Below are 18,348 nucleotides of genomic sequence, written 5' to 3'. Positions count from 1 at the left end.
AGCGGCGACTTTAAACTGACCAGAGACGGCAAAACTGATTGACCGTTCGGCGGATTTCAGCGGTCGTTGCAACGGTTTATGAATCTGTCAGTGGTGAAGCCAGTCTGGTCAGGTGCTCGAGGGGGCTCTCTCAGCCCAGGACTTCACGTGGCCGCAGATTGAGTTGATTCGCGAGCGAGGCAAGGTGTTCGGCGTTGTGGACGCCCAGGGCTGTTCCCTTTGGAAAGTACTGCCGGAGCAGACCCTTGGGTTCTTGCGGTGGTCGCAGCACTTAGCGAGTGAAGAGTGGTGTGGCGGAGTTGTCGTCGGCGTATCGGCCTGAGTTGGCGCAGCGGTTCTAGGGCGGCGTTGCAGGCTGGTCAGTTACTAAGCGAAGCGGCGGCCGGTGCCGATGCTGCGCAGATGGCGTTTTCGACGAGGACGGCGGCGATGGCGGCGGCGGTGGCGAAGGTGTCCGTGTTGAGGACCCGGCTGCGGGCCGAGGCGCCGTCCAGGAGCAGCGCGAGTTGCTCTCCGAGCTGTTCGGGATTGGTCGCTCCGGCCTCGCGGGCGGTATCGGTGAGTCGGGCGGCAAAGTCTTTTTTGTAGTCGCTGGCGTATGCGCGTGCCGGGTGGCCGGGGTCGGGGATCTCGACGGCCGCCGCGATGAATGGGCACAGGGGCGCGTGAATCTCGAAGATGGCGAGGAGTCGTTCGCGGGGTGTGAGATCGGTGCGGTCGAAGACCTCGGGCAGGATGTCCGGATCGAATTGGCGGAGGCATTCGGCAATCACCTCGTCCTTACCGGCGAAGTGCTGGTAAAGCGTTCGCTTGGACACCTCAGCCGACGCACAGAGCTGGTCCATCCCGGTGCAGTTGATGCCCTGATCGCGGAACAGTTGTTGTGATGCGCTGAGGATGCGCTCCCGTGCACCCCTACCGCGGCGCAGGCCCCGCGGTCCCTTCTTCAACTCCGTCATACAACCAGCTTATCCCGAAAAGGGTACGGATTGGTGTACTTAACTTGCGCCTGGCACTAATGCCCCGCTACGTTAAGTACTCAGATCGGTGTACTTAGCATCGGCAGGCAATGAAATGGAGCACTCATGGGAAAGCTTGATGGCAAGGTCGCGGTGATCACCGGCGGATCCACTGGCATGGCACTGGCAGGCGCAAAACTGTTCGTCGAAGAAGGAGCGCACGTCTTCATCCAGGCCCGGCGGCAGGAAGCTCTGGATGACGCCGTCAAGCTGATCGGCCGGAATGTCACCGCCGTGCAAGGTGATGCGGCCGACCTGGACGATCTGGACCGCTTGTACGACACCGTCAAACGGGAGAAGGGCTCGATCGATGTGCTGTGGGCCAGCGCCGGGATGGGCGAACCCGCCGCCCTCGGCGAGATTACCGAAGACCAGTTCCACCGCGCCTTCTCACTCAACGCGCGCGGCACCCTGTTCACGGTCCAGAAGGCCTTGCCGCTGATCAACGACAACGGCTCGATCTTCATGACCGGGTCCAACGCCTCCCTCGGCGCGTTTCCTGGCTGGAGCCTTTACGCGGGAAGTAAAGCGGTCCAGCAGGCCTGGGCCCGCGTCTGGCTCAACGAACTGCGCGACCGCAAGATCCGGGTCAACGTCCTGACCCCCGGCCAGGTCGCCACCGCGAAACAGGCAGAACTTTTCGACGAGGCAACCAAGGCCGCATTCGAGTCCCTCATTCCCCGTGGAACGATGGGCCGCCCGGAAGAAATCGCCTCCGTCGCCCTCTTCCTCGCTTCCGAGGACTCCAGCTACGTCAACGGCCTGGAGCTGGTCGCCGATGGCGGCACCACCGCGCTCTGAACCCCACAGCAGGAATCCTTGCGGGCACGCCCGCAACCCCAGTCGCTACAACGAACTGATCTCGAACGAGACAAGGCGACCCCTCGAGAACAAGAAAAGAGCACAACTCATGAGCAGCATTACCCTCATCGGTACGGGAAACATGGCCCGTACCATCGGCACGCTCGCGGTGGCAGGCGGCAATACCGTCGAGGTCATGGGACGCGATCAGTCCAAGGCCGATGGCCTGGCCAAGGCTCTGGGCGGCGGCGCGACGACAGGCAAGTGGGGCGCCATCCCCGCCGGGGACATTGTCATCACGGCCCTGTTGTACGACGGAGTCGTTCCGGTCGTCGCCGAGTACGGAGACGCCCTCGCGGGCAAGGTCATCGTCGATATCAGCAACCCCTTCAACGCCACGTTCGACGGGCTGGCCCACAGCGAGGAGACCTCGATCGCGCAGGAAGTCGCCAAGGTGGCCCCGGCCAGCGCCAGCGTCGTGAAGGCATTCAACACCATCTTCCGTAATGTTCTGGAGAAGGGCCGGCCCGACGTCTTCATCGCGGGCGACAATGCGCAGGCCAAGGCGGACGTGGCTGCATTCATCGAGAGCCTCGGGCTGCGCCCGCTTGGCGTCGGCGGCCTGAAAATGGCGCACTGGCTGGAAGGAGTGGGTGTGGTCACGGTAGGCCTCGCCAGCAACGGGGTTGGCCACTGGGACTTCGCCCTCGGCGCCAACGAATTCACTGGCTGAGCCACGGGGGCCCCTGCGGGTCTGTCAGATTAACGGTGGGTCTGGCGTGGCTTGTGGTTAGTCGATTCTGCCCTCGAACGGACTTCCACCTCGTAGGCCATCGTGCCCAACCCTGCCCTGTGGGTAAGGGACCAGGTCACGAGGTAGAGGCATTTCAGCGCGGCGGCATCGTTCGGGAAGTAGCCACGCTGGTATGCCTTCACGCATACACGGTTAAGGACATAGACCCGGAGGTGCAGGAAAGCGTAAAGACCATGTGTGCGCGCCCTGCTAGCGCCGCAGAAGTCGCGGCGGTTGTCTCCAAGGTTGGCTTTGAGATGAAGAAGAGCCAGATCTGCCAGCGGCGGTCGAACGCCATCGGCCCCACGACTGTCTGCGACTCGGAAGGAACCGACGGCGAGTACGCCTACCTCCTGAACGTAACCAGCCCGGACCTGAACGAACCCCAGGTCGCTACCCTGATCATCAGGCCGCACCAGTAAACGGCTACTGGCTGTCCTGTTCCCCGTCGTCCGGGAGATCGCCAGCGGCAATGTGTGAGGCTGTGCGCCGGTACGCTTCGGCGATGTAGTCTTCCAGATCCTGGAGGCCGATGCGCCACAGGCCCCTCCCGCCGACCTGAATTGCGCGCAGCTCTCCACTGCTGATCAGGCCCCGGATGAGGCTCGACTTCACGTTGAGCTCTTCGGCCGCCTGCTCGACTGTCAGGAAGCGGCGCTTTGTGGGTTCGTCTGTCACCAGACCATCCTAAGTTTGGGCTGGCCCGGCTGAGTGCAGGAACAAATGGTGAAAGGGCGAAAGGAGACAGCCGGCGCGCGACGTTTCGCTAGGGTCGCGTTGCTTTCCCCTAGGCTTAGAACGGAAGTCACCTGTGCAGGCTCTCTGGCCGGGGCGACCCGTCAAATTCAACACAGGGGGAAGTCGTGAAGGGAATACTCGGGATACTTGGAACACCTAAGGGCGATTCCGGACGGCAATGATTGGCTTAAGGCGCAGCGCACCTGACCTCGAATGGGTGCAGATGTACCGGCAGGGTATCCCGACGTCCAGGATTGCCGCCTTGGCTGGCGCCGCGGAAACGACCGTTCGGTATCACCTCCAGATTGCTGCAAAGGCAGAGCCGGGCATACGGGAAGAGCACAAAGCGGCGCTGGCCCCTGCAGCTCCGAGAACATCCGAGGCGGGCCTGAGGAACTTGGCTGATGTCCTCGCCTTCCATGAGGCTCATGACCGGTTGCCGGTCAGCCACGGGAAGACCTCGCGCGAGCGGGCGCTGGCAGCATGGCTGGCAAACCGCCGCCGGCAGTCCGCCGAGAAGACCCTCTCCCCCACCTACAGGGACGCCCTGGCGGTGATCGCCGGCTGGGACAAGCCTTCAACCCGCAAGGCCGAGGATGAGGCGCGTTGGCAGCATCGGTTGGAGGAGCTCCAGAGAATCAGGGCTGCCGGCGGTGAGTGGCCGCGGCACCAGAAGACGGACGATGCCCACGAACGCACGCTGGGCGTGTGGCTGCACGGCCAGCGCATCGACTACCGCGCTGGCAGAATCGACCAGGCCAAGGCGGAGCAGCTGGACAGGCGCCTGCCAGGGTGGCGGGAAGGCAGAGGTCACCGGGGCGGCCGGCGCAGATAGCGGGAAGCAAGCAGCTCTATACCTTCAGAGCACTCGCTCCGGCCGGTGCAGGTATCTAGTGGAACAGACGTTCAGGGGGCCCAAGACCTCTGCAACGCGCACCAACCGGTCGAGACAGTTACCGTTCCTAGCCGTGTGGCGTTTCCGTAAGGTGGTGCGTGGGTATCCTGTCTCTGTCGTAGGTGATTTCTTTGTAGCCGTGCGGCTCTGGCTTACCCGCGATGTTCAGGTTCACGAACACGATCTCCTCGATGGTGAGGATGCTTCGTCGAGTGATCATGTTCCGGACTTCCGCTCGCATGGTCAGTGAGGTTCGGCCAAATTTAGTTGCTGTCAGACCCATCTCAATGAGGTCCCCTTGGACTGCGGAGCTGACGAAGTTGATTTCCGAAATGTACTTCGTCACCGCCCGGCCATTGCCCAGTTGGAGGATGGCATAGATTGCTGCTTCCTCATCAATCCATTTGAGGAGGCTTCCACCGAACAGGGTGCCGTTGGCGTTTAGGTCTTCTGGGCGCACCCATTTTCGAGTGCGGAAGGTTATATCGGAGGATTCCATGGTGTGACCTTACTTCTGCGGTGAAGATGGTTTGGTTTTATGTCTTTGAGACCCGTTCTGGCGGTCGTAGCAGCGTCCACCGATTGGTGGGCTATGACTCGACACCGGCGAGGCTGTCGGGACGACCGACCCAAACCTGTTCCGCAAGCGTGAGGACCGGTGGGAGCGCCGGGTTGTCCGAATCCCCGCGCCACGCCATCCTGAGGTAGACCGGCAGGGTCTCGTCGAGCACCCGCAAGAACCGTACATGCGGGTCGGTTACGTTTTCCGCGACGGAGGAAACCGTTAGGGAGCATCCTACTTCGGCTCCCACCAGGGCCATTGCGGTCCACGAATCGGGTGCACTTTGCACTATGTCGGGATCGAATCCGGCTCCCAGGCTCAACCGGCGCAGGCGGTCGGTCAGGACAGAACCTTCATGCGGGGGCAGTGCGACGAACGGTTCGCCAGCTAGTTCTGCGAAACGAACATCGCCTTGCGAGGCCAGGCGGTGTGATGCAGGGACGGCCATCACGAGATGTTCCTCCACGACGATGCGGGACTTGATGCCCGCGGGCACAAAGTCCCAACGGCCGAGACTGATATCAACTTCACCGCGGAGGACCCGGGCGAGGGCTGGGAGTGCGAAGTCCTGGCTGTTGAGGCGAACTTCTATGCCTGGGTGGGCCTTTCGGACTTCCCGTGCCAGTACTCCCACGAGAACATGGGTTGATGCGCCGGCGTAGGCGAGCTTGACCATTCCCGCCTCTCCACGGCCAGCGGCAAGTGCGCCGGCCCTTGCACGCTCCGCTGCAGCCAGGATCTCCCGGGCTGATGCCATCAGGGCCACTCCGGCCGCCGTTAGCTGGACGCTGCGTGTGCTCCGGATGAAGAGGTCGACCCCGAGATCCCGCTCCAGCTGCCGCACGATCCGGCTCACAGGTGGTTGAGCCATATGGAGCCGGGCTGCAGCCCGGCCGAAATGCAATTCCTCCGCCACGGCGAGGAACACCCGTATTTGTTGAATCTCCATCCCGCCATTATTGCAGAAGAATCAATAATCGGGCTCCCAATAAGTATTGGACGCGCTGTAATGCCCGGTGGGATAGTGAAAAAGAACCGCCTATGGAAGAGGACCCATGACACTGCAGAGCAACGCCGCTCCCCTGGCTCCAGGGGCTGCTGCTCACGACCGCCAGCCCGATAACGCACGCCGGGATGCCTTCGGTCGCAACGCCAGCGGTCCTTTGGCGGGAATCGTCATTGCCGACTTCAGTCGGGTCCTCGCCGGACCGTACTGCACCATGCTCCTGGCGGACATGGGTGCCACGGTCATCAAAGTGGAAAGCCCGTCCGGCGATGAAACACGGGCCTGGAAGCCCCCGGTCTTCGATGGCCAATCCACGTACTACCTCTCAATCAACAGGAACAAGAGATCCATCGCACTGGACTTCGGCGATCCGGATGACATCGACACGGCACGGAACATTGCTGCGGGCGCCGACGTCGTCATCGAGAACTTCAAACCTGGCGGGCTGGACCGTTTCGGCCTGGACTACGCGTCCATCACCGAACGCAACCCCGCTGTGGTCTACGCGTCCATCACCGGGTTCGGCTCCGCCGGCGGAGCGGCCCTGCCGGGTTACGACCTGCTCGTCCAGGCCATGTCCGGGCTCATGAGCCTCACCGGGGACCCGGAGTTCCCCGCGTACCGTTCCGGTGTTGCGGTCTTTGATGTCATCACAGGACTCCATGCCGCCATTGGCGTCCTGTCAGCGCTGCATGAAAGGAGCCAGAGCGGCCGCGGACAACGCATCGAGGTGAACCTTATGTCCTCGGCCCTGTCCGGCATGGTTAACCAGACAGGCGGATACCTGCTCAGCGGAAACGTGCCCACCCGCATGGGTAACGAGCACCCTAGCATCTACCCCTATGAACCGCTCCCCACCGCGGACGGGGAAATCGTCCTGGCCATCGGCAACGACCGGCAGTTCCGGACGCTCTGCAACGTCATTGCCGCCCCCGAGCTCGCCGACGATCCCCGGTTTTCCACTCCCCCGGACCGCAGCCTCAACCGGTCGGCGCTGCGCCCCATCCTGCAGGAACTGCTGGCCGTCAGGACCGCATCGGAGTGGTTCGACATCTTCACCGAGGCACGGCTTCCATGTGCTCCGATCAACGATGTCCGCGGTGGGATTGATTTTGCCCAGCGCCTGGGACTGGAACCGGTAGTGAACGTGGGAACCGGTGAAGAAACCATCCCCGGCGTCCGTAACCCGATCACCTTCTCAGCGACACCCGCCAGCTATGACCTGGTGCCGCCCGGCATCGACGCAGACCGGGGGGACATTCTCCAGTGGCTGCAGTCGACGCCGCAGGCTTAGCCCGCTCCCGAGCAGCCACCCCACAAGCAACCAGCACCCCGTCCGCGGAACCATAAAGGACCTCTCATGACAACCACTGCAACTGCCCGCAGCACCGTAAACTCCGACTACTTCAACCTCGACGACGAGTTGGGCCCAGAAGAGCTGGCCATCCGCGACAAAGTCCGCCAGTTCGCCGAAGAGCGGGTCCTTCCCATCATCAACGACTACTGGGAACGTGCGGAGTTCCCGGACGAACTGCTGCCCGGCCTCGCGGATCTCGGCATCATCGGGACCTACATTCAGGGATATGGATGCCCGGGGATGAGCCGCAAGGGCGCGGGAATGGTCGCGCGCGAGATGGCGCGGGCTGACGGAAGCATCAACACGTTCCTGGGGGTCCACTCCAATCTCTGCATGGGCGCCCTGTACATGCTGGGCAACGAGGAGCAGCGGCAGCGCTGGCTGCCTGCCATGGCCCGGCTGGAGAAAACGGGTGCCTTCGCCCTCACCGAGCCGAACCATGGGTCCGACACGGTGGCGTTGGAAACGAGCGCCCGCCGCGAGGGAGGCACCTGGATCATCGACGGCCACAAACGCTGGATCGGCAACGGCCACGCGGCCGACGTCGTGGTCCTGTTCGCCCGCAACACCGAAGACGGCAAGGTCAACGCCTTCGTCGTCGAAAAGGACGCTGACGGCAACCACCCGGCCGGTTACAACCCCACCGTCATCACCGGCAAGATCGGCAAACGCGCCATCCTGCAGGCCGACATCGTCATCGAGGGCATGCGGATCCCTGAGACCAACCGGCTGGAGAACTGCAGGTCCTTCGCCGATGTCTCCCGCGTCCTGCAGGCAACCCGCGGCGGCGCTGCATGGGAGGCCGTCGGCCACGCAATGGCGTGCTTCGAGATCGCGGCCGACTATGCCGCCAAGCGGGTACAGTTCGGCAACCCGATCGCCAGCTACCAGCTGGTCCAGCACCGGCTCGCCAACATGCTCAGCGAGCTGACCGCGATGCAACTGATGGTCAACCGCATGGCTGAACTGGCCGAGAAGGGCACCCTGACCAACGCCATGGCGTCCATGGTCAAAATGGCCACCGCGCAAAAAGGCAAGTGGATCTGCAACGAGGCACGGGAATTGCTCGCCGGCAACGGCCTCCTGCTCGAAAACCATGTCGCCCGCCACCTGACCGACATGGAGGTCGTGTCCACCTACGAGGGCACGGACTCCATCCAGGCACTGCTGGTAGGCCGCGACATCACGGGAATCTCAGCCTTCCGCTGACCCGAGGACATGGCCCTGCCTTGACTCATCTTCACCCTTACCAAGATTCACTGAAGGAGCTTTTCCATGACTGAAGCATTCCTCATCGGCGGGGCACGCACCCCTGTCGGTCGTTACGGCGGCGCCCTGAGCTCCGTCCGCCCGGACGATCTGGCTGCCATCGCTGTTCGGGCGGCCGTCGAACGCGCAGGCCTTGACCCGGCCGTCGTCGACGAGGTGATCCTCGGCAACGCCAACGGCGCCGGCGAGGAAAACCGGAACGTTGCCCGCATGGCCTGGCTGCTCGCCGGCTTCCCCGACACGGTCCCCGGTGTTACCGTCAACCGGCTCTGCGCCTCCGGGCTGAGCGCCATCATCATGGCCTCCCACATGGTCAAAGCCGGTGCCGCGGACATCGTGGTTGCCGGTGGTGTCGAATCCATGTCCCGCGCCCCGTGGGTCATGGAAAAGCCCGACAAACCCTTCGCCAAACCCGGCACCGTCGTTGACACCTCCATCGGCTGGCGCTTCCCCAACCCTGCCTTCCTGTCCGGTGAACTCTCACGTGATGGCAAGGCCACCTACTCCATGCCCGAAACAGCCGAGGAAGTGGCCCGGGTCTACAACATCTCCCGTGCTGACTGCGATGAGTTCGCCGTCCGCTCCCACGAGCGCGCCCTCGCAGCCATCGAATCCGGGCGCTTCGCCGACGAGATTGTCCCCGTCACAGTCAAAGGCCGCAAAGGCGCCGAAACCATCGTGGACACCGATGAAGGTCCGCGCCCCGGAACCTCACTGGACGTCCTCGCCGGCCTGCGCCCGGTGGTCAAGGGCGGCAGCGTCGTCACCGCCGGCAACGCATCGACGCTCAACGACGGCGGCTCGGCGATCATCGTCGCGTCCGAGGCAGCCGTGCAAAAGTATGGCCTCACCCCGCGGGCACGCATCCTCGATGGCGCGTCAGCCGGTGTCGCCCAGGAAATCATGGGCATCGGCCCGGTCCCGGCCACCCGCAAAGTCCTGGACCGGACGGGTGTCGCGGTGGCCGACCTGGCTGCCGTGGAACTCAACGAGGCCTTCGCCTCCCAGGCCCTAGCATGCATGCGCGAACTAAAGCTCGAACCCGACACGGTCAACAACGACGGCGGCGCCATCGCACTTGGCCACCCTCTCGGTTCCTCCGGTTCCCGCCTGGTCATCACCCTGCTCGGGCGCCTCGAGCGGGAAGCCGCGCAAGGCCGCAAACTTGGTCTCGCGACCATGTGCGTCGGCGTCGGACAAGGCACAGCGCTACTGCTGGAAGGCATCTGATGACACAGGTAATACCCGATGCCGGCACACGCCTTGATACCTCGGGTTTCGTCACGCTGCTGGTCGAAGAGCGCGGGGACCGTTTGGCGGTCCGGCTGCACCGCCCCGAGGTCAGGAACGCCATCGACCAGACAATGGTGGACGAGTTGCACGCGGTGTGCGCGCACCTGGAACGCACACCGAAAATCCTGATCCTCTCGGGCACCCCCGGCAACCCGGAAACCGGGACCAAAGCCGTCTTCGCCTCCGGGGCGGACATCGCACAACTGCGTGAGCGGCGCCGTGATGACGCCCTGGCGGGAATCAATTCCGCCATCTTCGACCGGATCGCCAAGCTGCCCATGCCGGCCATTGCCGCACTGGACGGATACGCGCTCGGCGGCGGCGCCGAACTGGCGTACGCAGCCGACTTCCGCATCGGCACTCCAGCCCTCCGGATGGGCAACCCCGAGACAAACCTGGGCATCCTGGCCGCGGCCGGTGCCACCTGGCGGTTGAAAGAGCTCGTCGGAGAGCCGATTGCCAAACAAATACTTCTCGCCGGCAAAGTCCTCACAGGCGAGGACTGCCTCGCCGTCGGACTGATCACCGAACTCGTAGAGCCGGACATGTTGATGGACTCAGTGCACGCCCTGGCCGATGCCATTGCAGCGCAGGATCCCCTGGCAGTACGCCTCACCAAAGCCGTATTCCACACCCCACGGGAAGTCCATCCCGTCATCGACACCCTGGCCCAGGGCATGCTCTTCGAGTCCCAGGCAAAGTTCGACCGCATGCAGGCGTTCCTCGACAGGAAGAAGAAGTAAATGAATAATCCATCAGCGCCATCCAGTCGCACCGGCGGGCTCCCAGCCCGCGTTGGCGTCCTTGGCGGCGGGCGCATGGGAGCGGGCATCGCACACGCCTTCCTGGTCAAGGGGGCAGACGTGGTGGTTATCGAACGTGATGAAGCCTCCGCGCAGGCAGGCCGTGAGCGAGTCGCATCCTCAGCGGCGAAATCCATCGAGCGCGACCCCCACAGTGGCAACCTCGATGAGATGGTCTCCCGCCTGAAGACTTCTGTGGACTACGCGGACTTCGGTGACCGCGAGCTGGTCGTGGAAGCCGTACCCGAGGACTGGGCTCTGAAGGTGGCAGCGCTCCGCAAGGTCGAGGAACAACTCGTCCCTGGCGCGGTGCTGGCCTCGAACACATCCTCGCTGTCGGTGTCCGGCCTGGCGGAGGAGCTGGAACGGCCGCAGGACTTCCTGGGGCTGCACTTCTTCAACCCCGTCCCGGCTTCCACCCTCATTGAGGTGGTCATTGGCAAGCAGACCCGGCCCGATCTCGTCGAGCAGACACGGAGCTGGGTCCAGGGGCTGGGCAAGACCGCCGTCGTGGTCAATGACGCCCCGGGCTTTGCGTCATCCCGGCTGGGTGTAGCGATTGCTCTGGAAGCGATGCGCATGGTCGAGGAAGGCGTTGCCTCAGCTAAGGACATCGATAACGCCATGGTCCTCGGCTACAAACACCCCACGGGGCCGCTGCGCACCACGGACATTGTTGGTCTGGACGTGCGCCTTGGCATCGCCGAATACCTCCATGAAACCCTCGGTGAACGGTTCGCTCCCCCGCCGATCCTGCGCGACAAGGTGGCCCGCGGCGAACTCGGCCGGAAAACCGGCAAGGGCTTCTTCGACTGGAGCTGAACTGGCCGCCCGTCGCCTGCCCTCAAAGCCAGGTTTTCGCCAGCGCCGCGTAGCCTTTGTCGATGATCCTGTCGTCCTTTTCCTTCAGGGATGCCAGGCGCGGTTCCTCGGCGGAGGCCCGGGCGGCGACGCTGTAGTGGTGGGTGAGTTCGTAGCTGAGCTCGACCCGTGCGTTGCGTCCGGCCGCGGTGTTTGCCGCGCCATTGGCAATAGAGCGTTCGACGGCGGCGATGGCGGCTTCCACGCGGGTGTACTGGGCGCGTAGGAGTCGGGCGGGGAACCGGGTGCTCGTGGCCCACGTGATGACCAGGGCAATAAACCCTCCAATCAGTGTGCCCAGCAGCCGGTCGACGAGGAGGTCCGAGGGGGAACCGCCCTGGCCGGTGGCTTCGATGGCGAGCAACGTCATGGGGGTCACGAGGATCAGCGCGAGGAAGTAGTTGAACGGGACGAGGACGTCCTGTCCGATCATGCAGCCGATGATGATGCCCACGACCCACCAGGGGCCGGGGTCCAGGACGATGACGAGCGCGACCGCGAAAAGTCCGACGAAGGTGCCGAGGGCCCGGTGGACCGCCCGCCGGGTGGTGGCAATGCGGCCGGTCCATTGATGCAGCACCAGAGCGGCCGTCAGGATTGCCCAGTAGGAGTGCCCGATGCCCGCCAGCTCGCTGGCGAGGCCGGCGAGACCGGCGGCCAGTGCGATTCGCCACGCCGTGAACCAGGCGACCGAGTCCCGGCGAAGGGCATGGGCGAGCAAAAAGCGAAAGCCGGGTCGTCCGAGTAGCAGCGGGGTGTCCGGGGTTAGCTGCCGGATCCGGCCGGGAATGCCTGAGTGTTCCAGGACCCTGGCGGCCAGATCCCGATTGATGGCGAGGAGCTCGTTCTCACGGTTGCGGTGGCCCGGGCCCTTAGTGGCCGGATGGGCGGAGTTCAAGGTCAGCCACGCACGGTTGACGGCGGCGTAGGCGCTGGCCAAAATCCTGCGGGACCGGTCGGCACCGGAGGATGTGTCGGCTCCCGATGCGCCCGCTCCGGCGGCGCGGTAATTTTCAACGCCCCCCCGGGCGTCGGCAACGGCGCGCTGCTCCGGGCGGTGCGGGTCGGCAACAAGGACGAGCAGCGTCAAGCCGCAGGTGAACAGCGCTGCAAAGGCGGTGATCCCCACAATCTTCCAACCAAGGCCTGGGTCCGCGCCGAAGTAGGTGCCGAGCACGGCGCCGTAGAACAGGAGCAGGGGGCCGGGACCGCGGGTCAGCAGGAAGCCGTAGTAGGCCACGGCGGCGGCAAGGATCAGTACGACGATCACCGGAATCGCAGCCCACCGGTACGGGGCGACGAGGACGCCGAGGGCCATCGAGAGGCTCATGGTCGCGGCGATCAGCAGCCCGTTGCGGACCCGGGCCCACAGCGGACGCTTGGATTCCCACAGCGCGAGCATCGAGCCGAGCAGGGAGATGGCGCCGAGTTCCGGCCCGAAGAGGAGGCAGGAGACCACCACGGTTACGGATGAAATGATGCCCGCCTGCAAGGACGGAGCGATGGTTGCCCGCGCGTCCCGCAGGGCGAATAGATCGCCGAACCAGGGGCGGAGGCGGTGAAGGCTTGTGCGGAGGGGCACAGGGAGGGGAATCCTTTCGAGGCGGGACGGACATGACGGGATGCTCCGAAGGCCCGAATGGTCTCGCGGCGTCGCTGCAGGCCCAGTCGTTTACTTGGCTTGCGGTTTCTTTCCCATGGAGTTGAAGAGCTGGGTGGAGGACAGGGCATTGAAGGGCATGGCGATGTTGTGCTCGAGGCCCTTGAGGTGCGCGGCTTTCAGGTCCTTGAGCAGCACTGCCAGGGCCGTGTCAGCGGTCCACTCGGAAACGGAGTCCCAGTTCCTGGCAACCCAGCTGTCGCCAGTGCTGACCTTGAACAGGTTGAGCAGTTCGGCTTCGGGCAGGTTGTACTGCGCGCCGAACTTGAGCCCTTCGGCGACGGCGTTCATGTTGATGCCGAGGACGAGGTTGTTGACCAGCTTCGCGGCCTGGCTGTTGCCGGGCTGGTTGCCGTAGTAGAAGACGTTGGATCCGACGGCGTCGAAGTACGGCCGGGCGGCGGTAACGACGTCCTCCGCACCCGAAGTCATGATGGACAGGGTGCCGGCCTGGGCGCCGGTGGCACCGCCGCTGACGGCGGCGGCGATGAGCTTCACTCCGGCGCGCTCTTCGACCTGCCCGCCCAGTTCGTTCATCGTGTCGGGGTCCAGGGTGCTCATGACGATGATCGTCAGGTCTTTGGGGTCGGCGGACAGGAGCCCGTCTTCGCCCAGGATGACGTCGACGTTCTGCGCGTAGTCACGGACCATGGACACGACCGCGTCATCCGCCTGTTCGGCGACGTCCTTCAGGGTTTCGGCCATGGTGATTCCCGCCGCAACGGCCTTCTGGCGGGATCCCTCGAAGGCGTCGTACCCGATCACCTCGAAGCCGGCCCTGTTCAGGTTGACTGCCATGGGAAGTCCCATAGTTCCGAGTCCTACGAAACCGATTTTCTTGCTCATGATGTGATCTTTTCGTCGTAGTGGTGGGGCGTCGGGGCGAAGGAGAGCCGGAGGTCAGGCCTCAGTCGGTACCGGCTTCGGGGGCCATGCCGCGTTCTGCCATTACCTCTTTGACGAGGGTCAGGCCATTGAGGACGCGGGGGAATCCGATGTAGGGGATGCACTGGATCAGGGCACCGACGATCTTCTCCTTCGTCAGGCCCACGTTGAAGCCAACGTTGATGTGAAGTTTCAGCTGGACCTCCGTGCCGAGTGCGGCCAGCGTGGAAATGGTCACCATGGTCTGTTCCTGCTGGGTCAGGCTGTCGCGGGAGTAGATGTCCCCGAAGGCGAAGGAAACAATGTAGTCCGCCAGTTCCGCGTCCAGAGCCTGATAGGACTCCACCAGCTTGGCGTGGTCGAACGTGTTGGAGTGTTCCGTGGAGACGAGTTCCATCATGCGGTCAAGCCCGCGCTGGTATCGATCTGTGGCCATGATGCTGCCCTTCTAGGCTGGTCTGGGGGTGGTAGTCTTGAAACAGAACAAAACGCTACGTTGCGTAGTAATATTAGCACTTGATGGCGGGGCGACGGAAGGGCGGTATCCAGATGGATTCTTCAAGCGGTGGCCAGGGGGCATCAGGTGGGGGGCTGGTGTCGGGGCATCAGAAGCGGCGCGCCAGGACGGAGCGAGCGGTCCTGGTCGCTGCCCGGGAGTTATTGGCGGAGTCCGGCTTCGGCAGGCTGACCATTGAAGGAGTGGCTGAACGGTCGGGGGTCGCGAAGACCACCATCTACCGCCGGTACCGGTCACGGAATGATTTGGCCCTCGGCGTCCTGCTGGACATGGTGGGCGATGTCAGCACCCAGCCGTATGCTCTGGACACGCTGACTGAACTGACGCGGCTGGTCGACCGAACCGTGGACCTCATGTCCAACACGCTCCTGGGGCGGATCATGCAGGGCCTGGTCTCAGAAGTTGCCGCCGACGCAGAGCTCGCCCGAACCTACCGGGAAAGGGTTGTGAGCCAACGCGTGGAGGAGGTCACTGCACTCGTCGAACGCGGCGTTGCCAGAGGAGAGCTGCGGGACGGACTGGACCCCGAGCTGGTCACCGACCTCTTGCTCGGCCCGATCTACTACCGATTGTTCCTCAGCGGCTCTCCCCTGGATGAAGAGTTTGGCAGACGACTTGTCGCTGCGCTCTTCCCCGCATTTGCGAAGGAACCTCACCCTGCTTAAACGGGTGCGTCATGCTGCAGGCAGATAGGCCCGCAGCATGACGCATCCAGCACTCAGCGAACTCCCGGGTTCCGGACCAGCTTCTTGTTGGCGAATTCGTTGAAGCCGTAACGGGACAGTTCCCGCCCGAAGCCCGAGCCCTTGACGCCGCCGAACGGCAGGTCGGGCGAGCTCTTGCTGGTGCTGTTGATCCACACCATGCCGACCTCAAGCTCCTCGGCCAGCCGGTCCGCGTTCTTGGCATTGGACGTAAACACGCTGGAGGACAGGCCGAACGGTGAGTTGTTGGCCAAATCAATCGCTTCCTGGAGGGAGCCGACGCGGTAGACGACGGCTACGGGGCCGAACAGTTCCTCGGTGAAGGCGCGCATTTGGGGTGTGACGCCTGCCAGGACTGTGGCCGGGTAATAGGCGCCCGGACCGTCGGGGCGTTCGCCACCGAGCAGGAGTTCCGCGCCCTGGGAGACTGCATCCTGGACAAGCTCGTCCAGTTCCTCGACTCCCGCGGACGAGGCCAGCGGTCCGAGCTTGGTCCCGGAGTCAGTGGGATCCCCGGACTGCCAGGAGGCCATCGCGTCGAGGAACTTTTGAAGGAACTCCTCGTACACCCCGTCTGCGACGATGAACCGCTTCGACGCCGTGCAGGCCTGACCGCCGTTGGAGAGCCGGCCGATAACGGCGGCGGCCGCTGCGGCGTCGATGTCGGCATCATCGAGGACGATGAACGGGTCTGATCCGCCCAGTTCCAGGACGCACTTTTTCAGATTCCGGCCTGCGACCTCGCCGACGGCGGCTCCGGCCTTTTCGGACCCGGTGAGCGACACTCCCTGCACGCGCCGGTCAGCGACGGCGGCTGCGACCTGCGCCGAAGAGATGAACGCGTTGGCGTATACACCGACCGGCAGTCCGGCCTCACTGAGCACTCTTTCGATGGCAAGGGCGGACTGGGGGCAGTTGCGGGCGTGCTTGAGGATGATGGTGTTGCCCAAAGCGATGTTCGGGGCGGCGAAGCGTGCCACCTGGTAGTAAGGGTAGTTCCATGGCATGACCCCGACGAGTGGTCCTATCGGTTCGCTGCGGACAACGGCCGTGCCGGAGCCCTTGAACGTGAGGGATTCATCCGCCAGGTACTCCTCCAGGTTGTCGGCGTAGTGCTGGTAGATCGACGCGACCAGTTCGACCTCTCCCCTGGCCTGCGCAATCGGTTTGCCCATCTCCAAGGTGAGGAGCTTGGCGAGTTCTTCGGCCTGCTCGCGGTGAATTTCGGCGGTGCGGGCCAGGACAGCACGGCGCTGCTCTAACGGCGTGGTGCGCCAGGAACGGTAGGCCGACGCGCTGTTTGTGATGAGAGTGTCCAGCTCGGCGTCGGAGATCTCCGGGTATTGTGCGGTTGCGTCCCCGGTGGCCGGGTCGATCGTGGTGTACACACCCATGAGTGGGTTCTCCTCTGTGGTTAAAGAGTATGGAATCAAGGCCGGCGGCCGGCACCATCAGTTCGATGGCACCGGCCGGCAGCGGTGTGCGGTGCCGTGTCAGGCAGCGACGGCGGCTTCGGACGTCAGCTCAAAGCCGCTGTATCCGTTGGCAGCGACGTCGTCCAGGACGCCGCGGTAGTTGCCCAGGCCGCCCAGGTAGAACAGCACACTGGGCTTCTTGCCCGGGACGTTTGCGCCGAAGATCCATGAATCGACCTTCGTGAATACCGTCATGTTCGCAATCGTGGTGCACGTCTCGGTCCACTCGGCTTCGGCCTCCGGGGTCGGTTCGATCGCCCGGATTCCGTTTTCCTCCGCGTAGGCCACCGTGTCGCTGATCCATTCAACCTGCGTCTCGATGCTCGGCGGCAGGTTCGTGAACGGGCCGTTGGGTCCCAGCACCATGAACCAGTTGGGGAACTTCGCTGTCGAGACGCCCAGGTAGCTGGTGGGCTGCCCGTCCCAGTGGTCGTTGATGTTCACGCCGTCGCGCCCGGTGATCTCCATGCGGCGGTAATTGCCGTCCACGGCGTCGAAACCGGTCGCAAAGACGATGACGTCCAGCTCGTGCAGCACGCCGTCCTCAGTCACCACGCCCTTGGCGGTGACTTCCCGAATGGGGTTCTCCTTGATGGCCACTGCCTCGACGTTCGGCCGGTTGAACACTTGGAAGTAGCCGTCGTCGCAGAGCGGGCGACGGGCGAAAAGGCCGGTGGGCGTCAGTTTCCGTGCCGTCTCCGGATCCTTGATGGTCTCGACGATCTTGTTCCGGATGAAGGATGCTGCAGTCTCGTTGGCCTCCTCGTCGGTGGCGATGTCGCTGAAGGTTTCGAACATGAAGCGGAAGCCGCCCCCGTATTCCCAGGCCTTCTCGTAGACCTGGCGGCGTTCTTCTTCGGTGACGCTCATGGCCGGCACGGTGCTTTCCTCGAAGCCGAAGGCCACGCCGGAACGCTTGACCTGTGCCCAGATGTTGTCGTAGTCGGCCTTGATCTCGGCGATCTGCTGGGTGGTCACGGGGCGCTTGCCCACCGGGACGGAGTACTGCGGGGTGCGGACGAAGACGGTCAGGTGTTCGACTTCCGGGGCCAGGGCTGTGATGACCTGCTGGCCGGTGGAACCGGTGCCGATCACGCCGACGCGGCGCCCGGCGAGGGACTTGCCCTGGGGCCAGGCGGCGGTGTGGATGGTCTCGCCCTCAAAGGTGTCGATCCCGGGCAGGTTCGGGAAGTTGATGGCCGACAGCAGCCCCACGGCGTTGATGACGTACTTGGCGCGGTAAACCGCGCCGCCGCCGGTGGTCACCTCCCACAGGCACTCGTCTTCGAGATAGGTGGCGGACTTGACCTCGGTGCCAAAGCGGAAGTGGCGGCGCAGGTCAAAGCGGTCAACGACGTCCTCGAGGTACTCGAGGATTTCCGGCTGGGTGATGTAGGTGTGCTTCCAAGTGCCGTCCTGCAGGAGGTCCTTATCGAAGGAGAAGCGGTAGACGTGGCTCTCCGTGTCCGAGAGTGCCCCCGGGTAGCGGTTCCAGTACCAGGTGCCGCCGGGACCGTCGGCCTTGTCGAAGCCGACAACGGTCAGGCCCTGCTCGTTGTGAAGCTTGTGGACGGCGTAGATACCGCCGAAGCCGGCGCCGATGACGACGGCGTCAACGGTCTGGAAAGTGTTCTGTGCAGTCATGGCGAACTCCTTTGTCGTTCTGATGCAGGGGACGAAATAGTGGATGGTGTGGGGTGCGGCGTGGCC

At 64.0% G+C, this 18,348-nt stretch carries 19 protein-coding genes and 1 pseudogene; 10 read left to right on the top strand and 10 right to left on the bottom strand.

The genetic code is table 11. From position 1 onward, the window contains the following. Positions 1 to 359 precede the first annotated feature (359 nt). A complete protein-coding gene (locus ABD742_RS07475) occupies positions 360 to 959 on the bottom strand; it encodes a TetR/AcrR family transcriptional regulator (RefSeq protein ID WP_234752123.1) in 600 nt (199 codons plus the stop codon). A 126-nt stretch (positions 960 to 1,085) separates the two neighbouring features. On the opposite strand from ABD742_RS07475, the gene ABD742_RS07470 reads away from it, so the two are divergent. Beyond that, on the top strand, positions 1,086 to 1,820 hold the full coding sequence (locus ABD742_RS07470; protein WP_234752120.1) for an SDR family NAD(P)-dependent oxidoreductase: 735 nt from the start codon (positions 1,086 to 1,088) through the stop codon (positions 1,818 to 1,820). A gap of 109 nt (positions 1,821 to 1,929) precedes the next feature. Continuing rightward, complete coding sequence (locus tag ABD742_RS07465; RefSeq protein WP_234752118.1) at positions 1,930 to 2,553, top strand: NADPH-dependent F420 reductase; 624 nt, start codon at positions 1,930 to 1,932, stop codon at positions 2,551 to 2,553. Here the strand turns inward: ABD742_RS07465 and ABD742_RS24305 are convergent. Further along, positions 2,543 to 2,741, bottom strand: a pseudogene (locus ABD742_RS24305) (hypothetical protein); the annotation flags it as partial. The gene ABD742_RS07465 and the pseudogene ABD742_RS24305 overlap by 11 nt on opposite strands. A 129-nt stretch (positions 2,742 to 2,870) precedes the next feature. On the opposite strand from ABD742_RS24305, the gene ABD742_RS07460 reads away from it, so the two are divergent. Continuing rightward, a complete protein-coding gene (locus tag ABD742_RS07460; RefSeq protein ID WP_344787568.1) occupies positions 2,871 to 3,035 on the top strand; it encodes a hypothetical protein in 165 nt (54 codons plus the stop codon). Between the two features lie 4 nt (positions 3,036 to 3,039). On the opposite strand, the gene ABD742_RS07455 is transcribed toward ABD742_RS07460, so the two are convergent. Continuing rightward, the gene (locus tag ABD742_RS07455) at positions 3,040 to 3,291 is read right to left on the bottom strand and encodes a helix-turn-helix domain-containing protein (protein ID WP_234752110.1); all 252 of its coding nucleotides are present in this window, start codon (positions 3,289 to 3,291) and stop codon (positions 3,040 to 3,042) included. Between the two features lie 238 nt (positions 3,292 to 3,529). On the opposite strand from ABD742_RS07455, the gene ABD742_RS07450 reads away from it, so the two are divergent. Further along, positions 3,530 to 4,186: a helicase associated domain-containing protein gene (locus ABD742_RS07450; RefSeq protein WP_234752109.1), complete on the top strand. Its 657-nt coding sequence runs from the start codon at positions 3,530 to 3,532 to the stop codon at positions 4,184 to 4,186. 127 nt (positions 4,187 to 4,313) lie between these two features. On the opposite strand, the gene ABD742_RS07445 is transcribed toward ABD742_RS07450, so the two are convergent. Both ABD742_RS07445 and ABD742_RS07440 read right to left on the bottom strand, forming a co-directional pair. Further along, positions 4,314 to 4,745, bottom strand: coding sequence for an acyl-CoA thioesterase (locus ABD742_RS07445; RefSeq protein ID WP_192477112.1), 432 nt, complete (start codon positions 4,743 to 4,745; stop codon positions 4,314 to 4,316). 91 nt (positions 4,746 to 4,836) lie between these two features. Further along, positions 4,837 to 5,757, bottom strand: coding sequence for a LysR substrate-binding domain-containing protein (locus tag ABD742_RS07440; RefSeq protein WP_234752107.1), 921 nt, complete (start codon positions 5,755 to 5,757; stop codon positions 4,837 to 4,839). Positions 5,758 to 5,863: 106 nt separating this feature from the next. Here ABD742_RS07440 and ABD742_RS07435 point away from each other — a divergent pair, with 106 nt between their 5' ends. From ABD742_RS07435 to ABD742_RS07415, 5 genes are all read left to right on the top strand, one after another. Next, the gene (locus tag ABD742_RS07435; protein WP_234752104.1) at positions 5,864 to 7,108 is read left to right on the top strand and encodes a CaiB/BaiF CoA transferase family protein; all 1,245 of its coding nucleotides are present in this window, start codon (positions 5,864 to 5,866) and stop codon (positions 7,106 to 7,108) included. Positions 7,109 to 7,174: 66 nt separating this feature from the next. Next, positions 7,175 to 8,380 (top strand): acyl-CoA dehydrogenase family protein, encoded by a 1,206-nt coding sequence (locus ABD742_RS07430; RefSeq protein ID WP_192477108.1) that lies wholly within the window; start codon positions 7,175 to 7,177, stop codon positions 8,378 to 8,380. 66 nt (positions 8,381 to 8,446) lie between these two features. Beyond that, a complete protein-coding gene (locus ABD742_RS07425) occupies positions 8,447 to 9,670 on the top strand; it encodes a thiolase family protein (protein WP_234752094.1) in 1,224 nt (407 codons plus the stop codon). Then, positions 9,670 to 10,476, top strand: a complete 807-nt coding sequence (locus tag ABD742_RS07420) for an enoyl-CoA hydratase/isomerase family protein (protein ID WP_234752092.1) — start codon at positions 9,670 to 9,672, stop codon at positions 10,474 to 10,476. The genes ABD742_RS07425 and ABD742_RS07420 overlap by 1 nt, the downstream gene beginning before the upstream one ends. Continuing rightward, on the top strand, positions 10,477 to 11,358 hold the full coding sequence (locus tag ABD742_RS07415; protein ID WP_234752090.1) for a 3-hydroxyacyl-CoA dehydrogenase family protein: 882 nt from the start codon (positions 10,477 to 10,479) through the stop codon (positions 11,356 to 11,358). It begins immediately after the preceding gene. 22 nt (positions 11,359 to 11,380) lie between these two features. Here ABD742_RS07415 and ABD742_RS07410 read toward each other — a convergent pair whose 3' ends face one another. The 3 genes from ABD742_RS07410 to ABD742_RS07400 form a co-directional block, all read right to left on the bottom strand. Beyond that, a complete protein-coding gene (locus tag ABD742_RS07410; protein WP_234752088.1) occupies positions 11,381 to 12,979 on the bottom strand; it encodes an FUSC family protein in 1,599 nt (532 codons plus the stop codon). Positions 12,980 to 13,069: 90 nt separating this feature from the next. After that, positions 13,070 to 13,903 carry an NAD(P)-dependent oxidoreductase gene (locus ABD742_RS07405; RefSeq protein ID WP_234752086.1) on the bottom strand — a complete coding sequence of 278 codons (834 nt, stop codon included), beginning with the start codon at positions 13,901 to 13,903 and terminating at the stop codon, positions 13,070 to 13,072. 61 nt (positions 13,904 to 13,964) lie between these two features. Continuing rightward, on the bottom strand, positions 13,965 to 14,378 hold the full coding sequence (locus ABD742_RS07400) for a carboxymuconolactone decarboxylase family protein (protein ID WP_234752084.1): 414 nt from the start codon (positions 14,376 to 14,378) through the stop codon (positions 13,965 to 13,967). A gap of 158 nt (positions 14,379 to 14,536) precedes the next feature. On the opposite strand from ABD742_RS07400, the gene ABD742_RS07395 reads away from it, so the two are divergent. Further along, complete coding sequence (locus tag ABD742_RS07395) at positions 14,537 to 15,124, top strand: TetR/AcrR family transcriptional regulator (RefSeq protein WP_234752082.1); 588 nt, start codon at positions 14,537 to 14,539, stop codon at positions 15,122 to 15,124. A gap of 53 nt (positions 15,125 to 15,177) precedes the next feature. Here ABD742_RS07395 and ABD742_RS07390 read toward each other — a convergent pair whose 3' ends face one another. Further along, positions 15,178 to 16,557 carry an NAD-dependent succinate-semialdehyde dehydrogenase gene (locus tag ABD742_RS07390; RefSeq protein ID WP_234752080.1) on the bottom strand — a complete coding sequence of 460 codons (1,380 nt, stop codon included), beginning with the start codon at positions 16,555 to 16,557 and terminating at the stop codon, positions 15,178 to 15,180. A 99-nt stretch (positions 16,558 to 16,656) separates the two neighbouring features. After that, on the bottom strand, positions 16,657 to 18,282 hold the full coding sequence (locus tag ABD742_RS07385) for a flavin-containing monooxygenase (protein ID WP_234752078.1): 1,626 nt from the start codon (positions 18,280 to 18,282) through the stop codon (positions 16,657 to 16,659). Positions 18,283 to 18,348 lie beyond the last annotated feature (66 nt).

The sequence above is a fragment of the Arthrobacter ramosus genome (assembly GCF_039535095.1).
Classification (GTDB): domain Bacteria; phylum Actinomycetota; class Actinomycetes; order Actinomycetales; family Micrococcaceae; genus Arthrobacter; species Arthrobacter ramosus.
This window is presented reverse-complemented; position numbering and strand designations above follow the sequence as displayed.

What these genes read in the sequence shown, in the direction of transcription:
- ABD742_RS07475 (WP_234752123.1), bottom strand. Translation starts at nt 959, where the DNA reads ATGACGGAGTTGAAGAAGGGACCGCGGGGCCTGCGCCGCGGTAGGGGT.
- ABD742_RS07470 (WP_234752120.1), top strand. Translation starts at nt 1,086, where the DNA reads ATGGGAAAGCTTGATGGCAAGGTCGCGGTGATCACCGGCGGATCCACT.
- ABD742_RS07465 (WP_234752118.1), top strand. Translation starts at nt 1,930, where the DNA reads ATGAGCAGCATTACCCTCATCGGTACGGGAAACATGGCCCGTACCATC.
- ABD742_RS07460 (WP_344787568.1), top strand. Translation starts at nt 2,871, where the DNA reads ATGAAGAAGAGCCAGATCTGCCAGCGGCGGTCGAACGCCATCGGCCCC.
- ABD742_RS07450 (WP_234752109.1), top strand. Translation starts at nt 3,530, where the DNA reads ATGATTGGCTTAAGGCGCAGCGCACCTGACCTCGAATGGGTGCAGATG.
- ABD742_RS07445 (WP_192477112.1), bottom strand. Translation starts at nt 4,745, where the DNA reads ATGGAATCCTCCGATATAACCTTCCGCACTCGAAAATGGGTGCGCCCA.
- ABD742_RS07440 (WP_234752107.1), bottom strand. Translation starts at nt 5,757, where the DNA reads ATGGAGATTCAACAAATACGGGTGTTCCTCGCCGTGGCGGAGGAATTG.
- ABD742_RS07435 (WP_234752104.1), top strand. Translation starts at nt 5,864, where the DNA reads ATGACACTGCAGAGCAACGCCGCTCCCCTGGCTCCAGGGGCTGCTGCT.
- ABD742_RS07430 (WP_192477108.1), top strand. Translation starts at nt 7,175, where the DNA reads ATGACAACCACTGCAACTGCCCGCAGCACCGTAAACTCCGACTACTTC.
- ABD742_RS07425 (WP_234752094.1), top strand. Translation starts at nt 8,447, where the DNA reads ATGACTGAAGCATTCCTCATCGGCGGGGCACGCACCCCTGTCGGTCGT.
- ABD742_RS07420 (WP_234752092.1), top strand. Translation starts at nt 9,670, where the DNA reads ATGACACAGGTAATACCCGATGCCGGCACACGCCTTGATACCTCGGGT.
- ABD742_RS07415 (WP_234752090.1), top strand. Translation starts at nt 10,477, where the DNA reads ATGAATAATCCATCAGCGCCATCCAGTCGCACCGGCGGGCTCCCAGCC.
- ABD742_RS07405 (WP_234752086.1), bottom strand. Translation starts at nt 13,903, where the DNA reads ATGAGCAAGAAAATCGGTTTCGTAGGACTCGGAACTATGGGACTTCCC.
- ABD742_RS07400 (WP_234752084.1), bottom strand. Translation starts at nt 14,378, where the DNA reads ATGGCCACAGATCGATACCAGCGCGGGCTTGACCGCATGATGGAACTC.
- ABD742_RS07390 (WP_234752080.1), bottom strand. Translation starts at nt 16,557, where the DNA reads ATGGGTGTGTACACCACGATCGACCCGGCCACCGGGGACGCAACCGCA.
- ABD742_RS07385 (WP_234752078.1), bottom strand. Translation starts at nt 18,282, where the DNA reads ATGACTGCACAGAACACTTTCCAGACCGTTGACGCCGTCGTCATCGGC.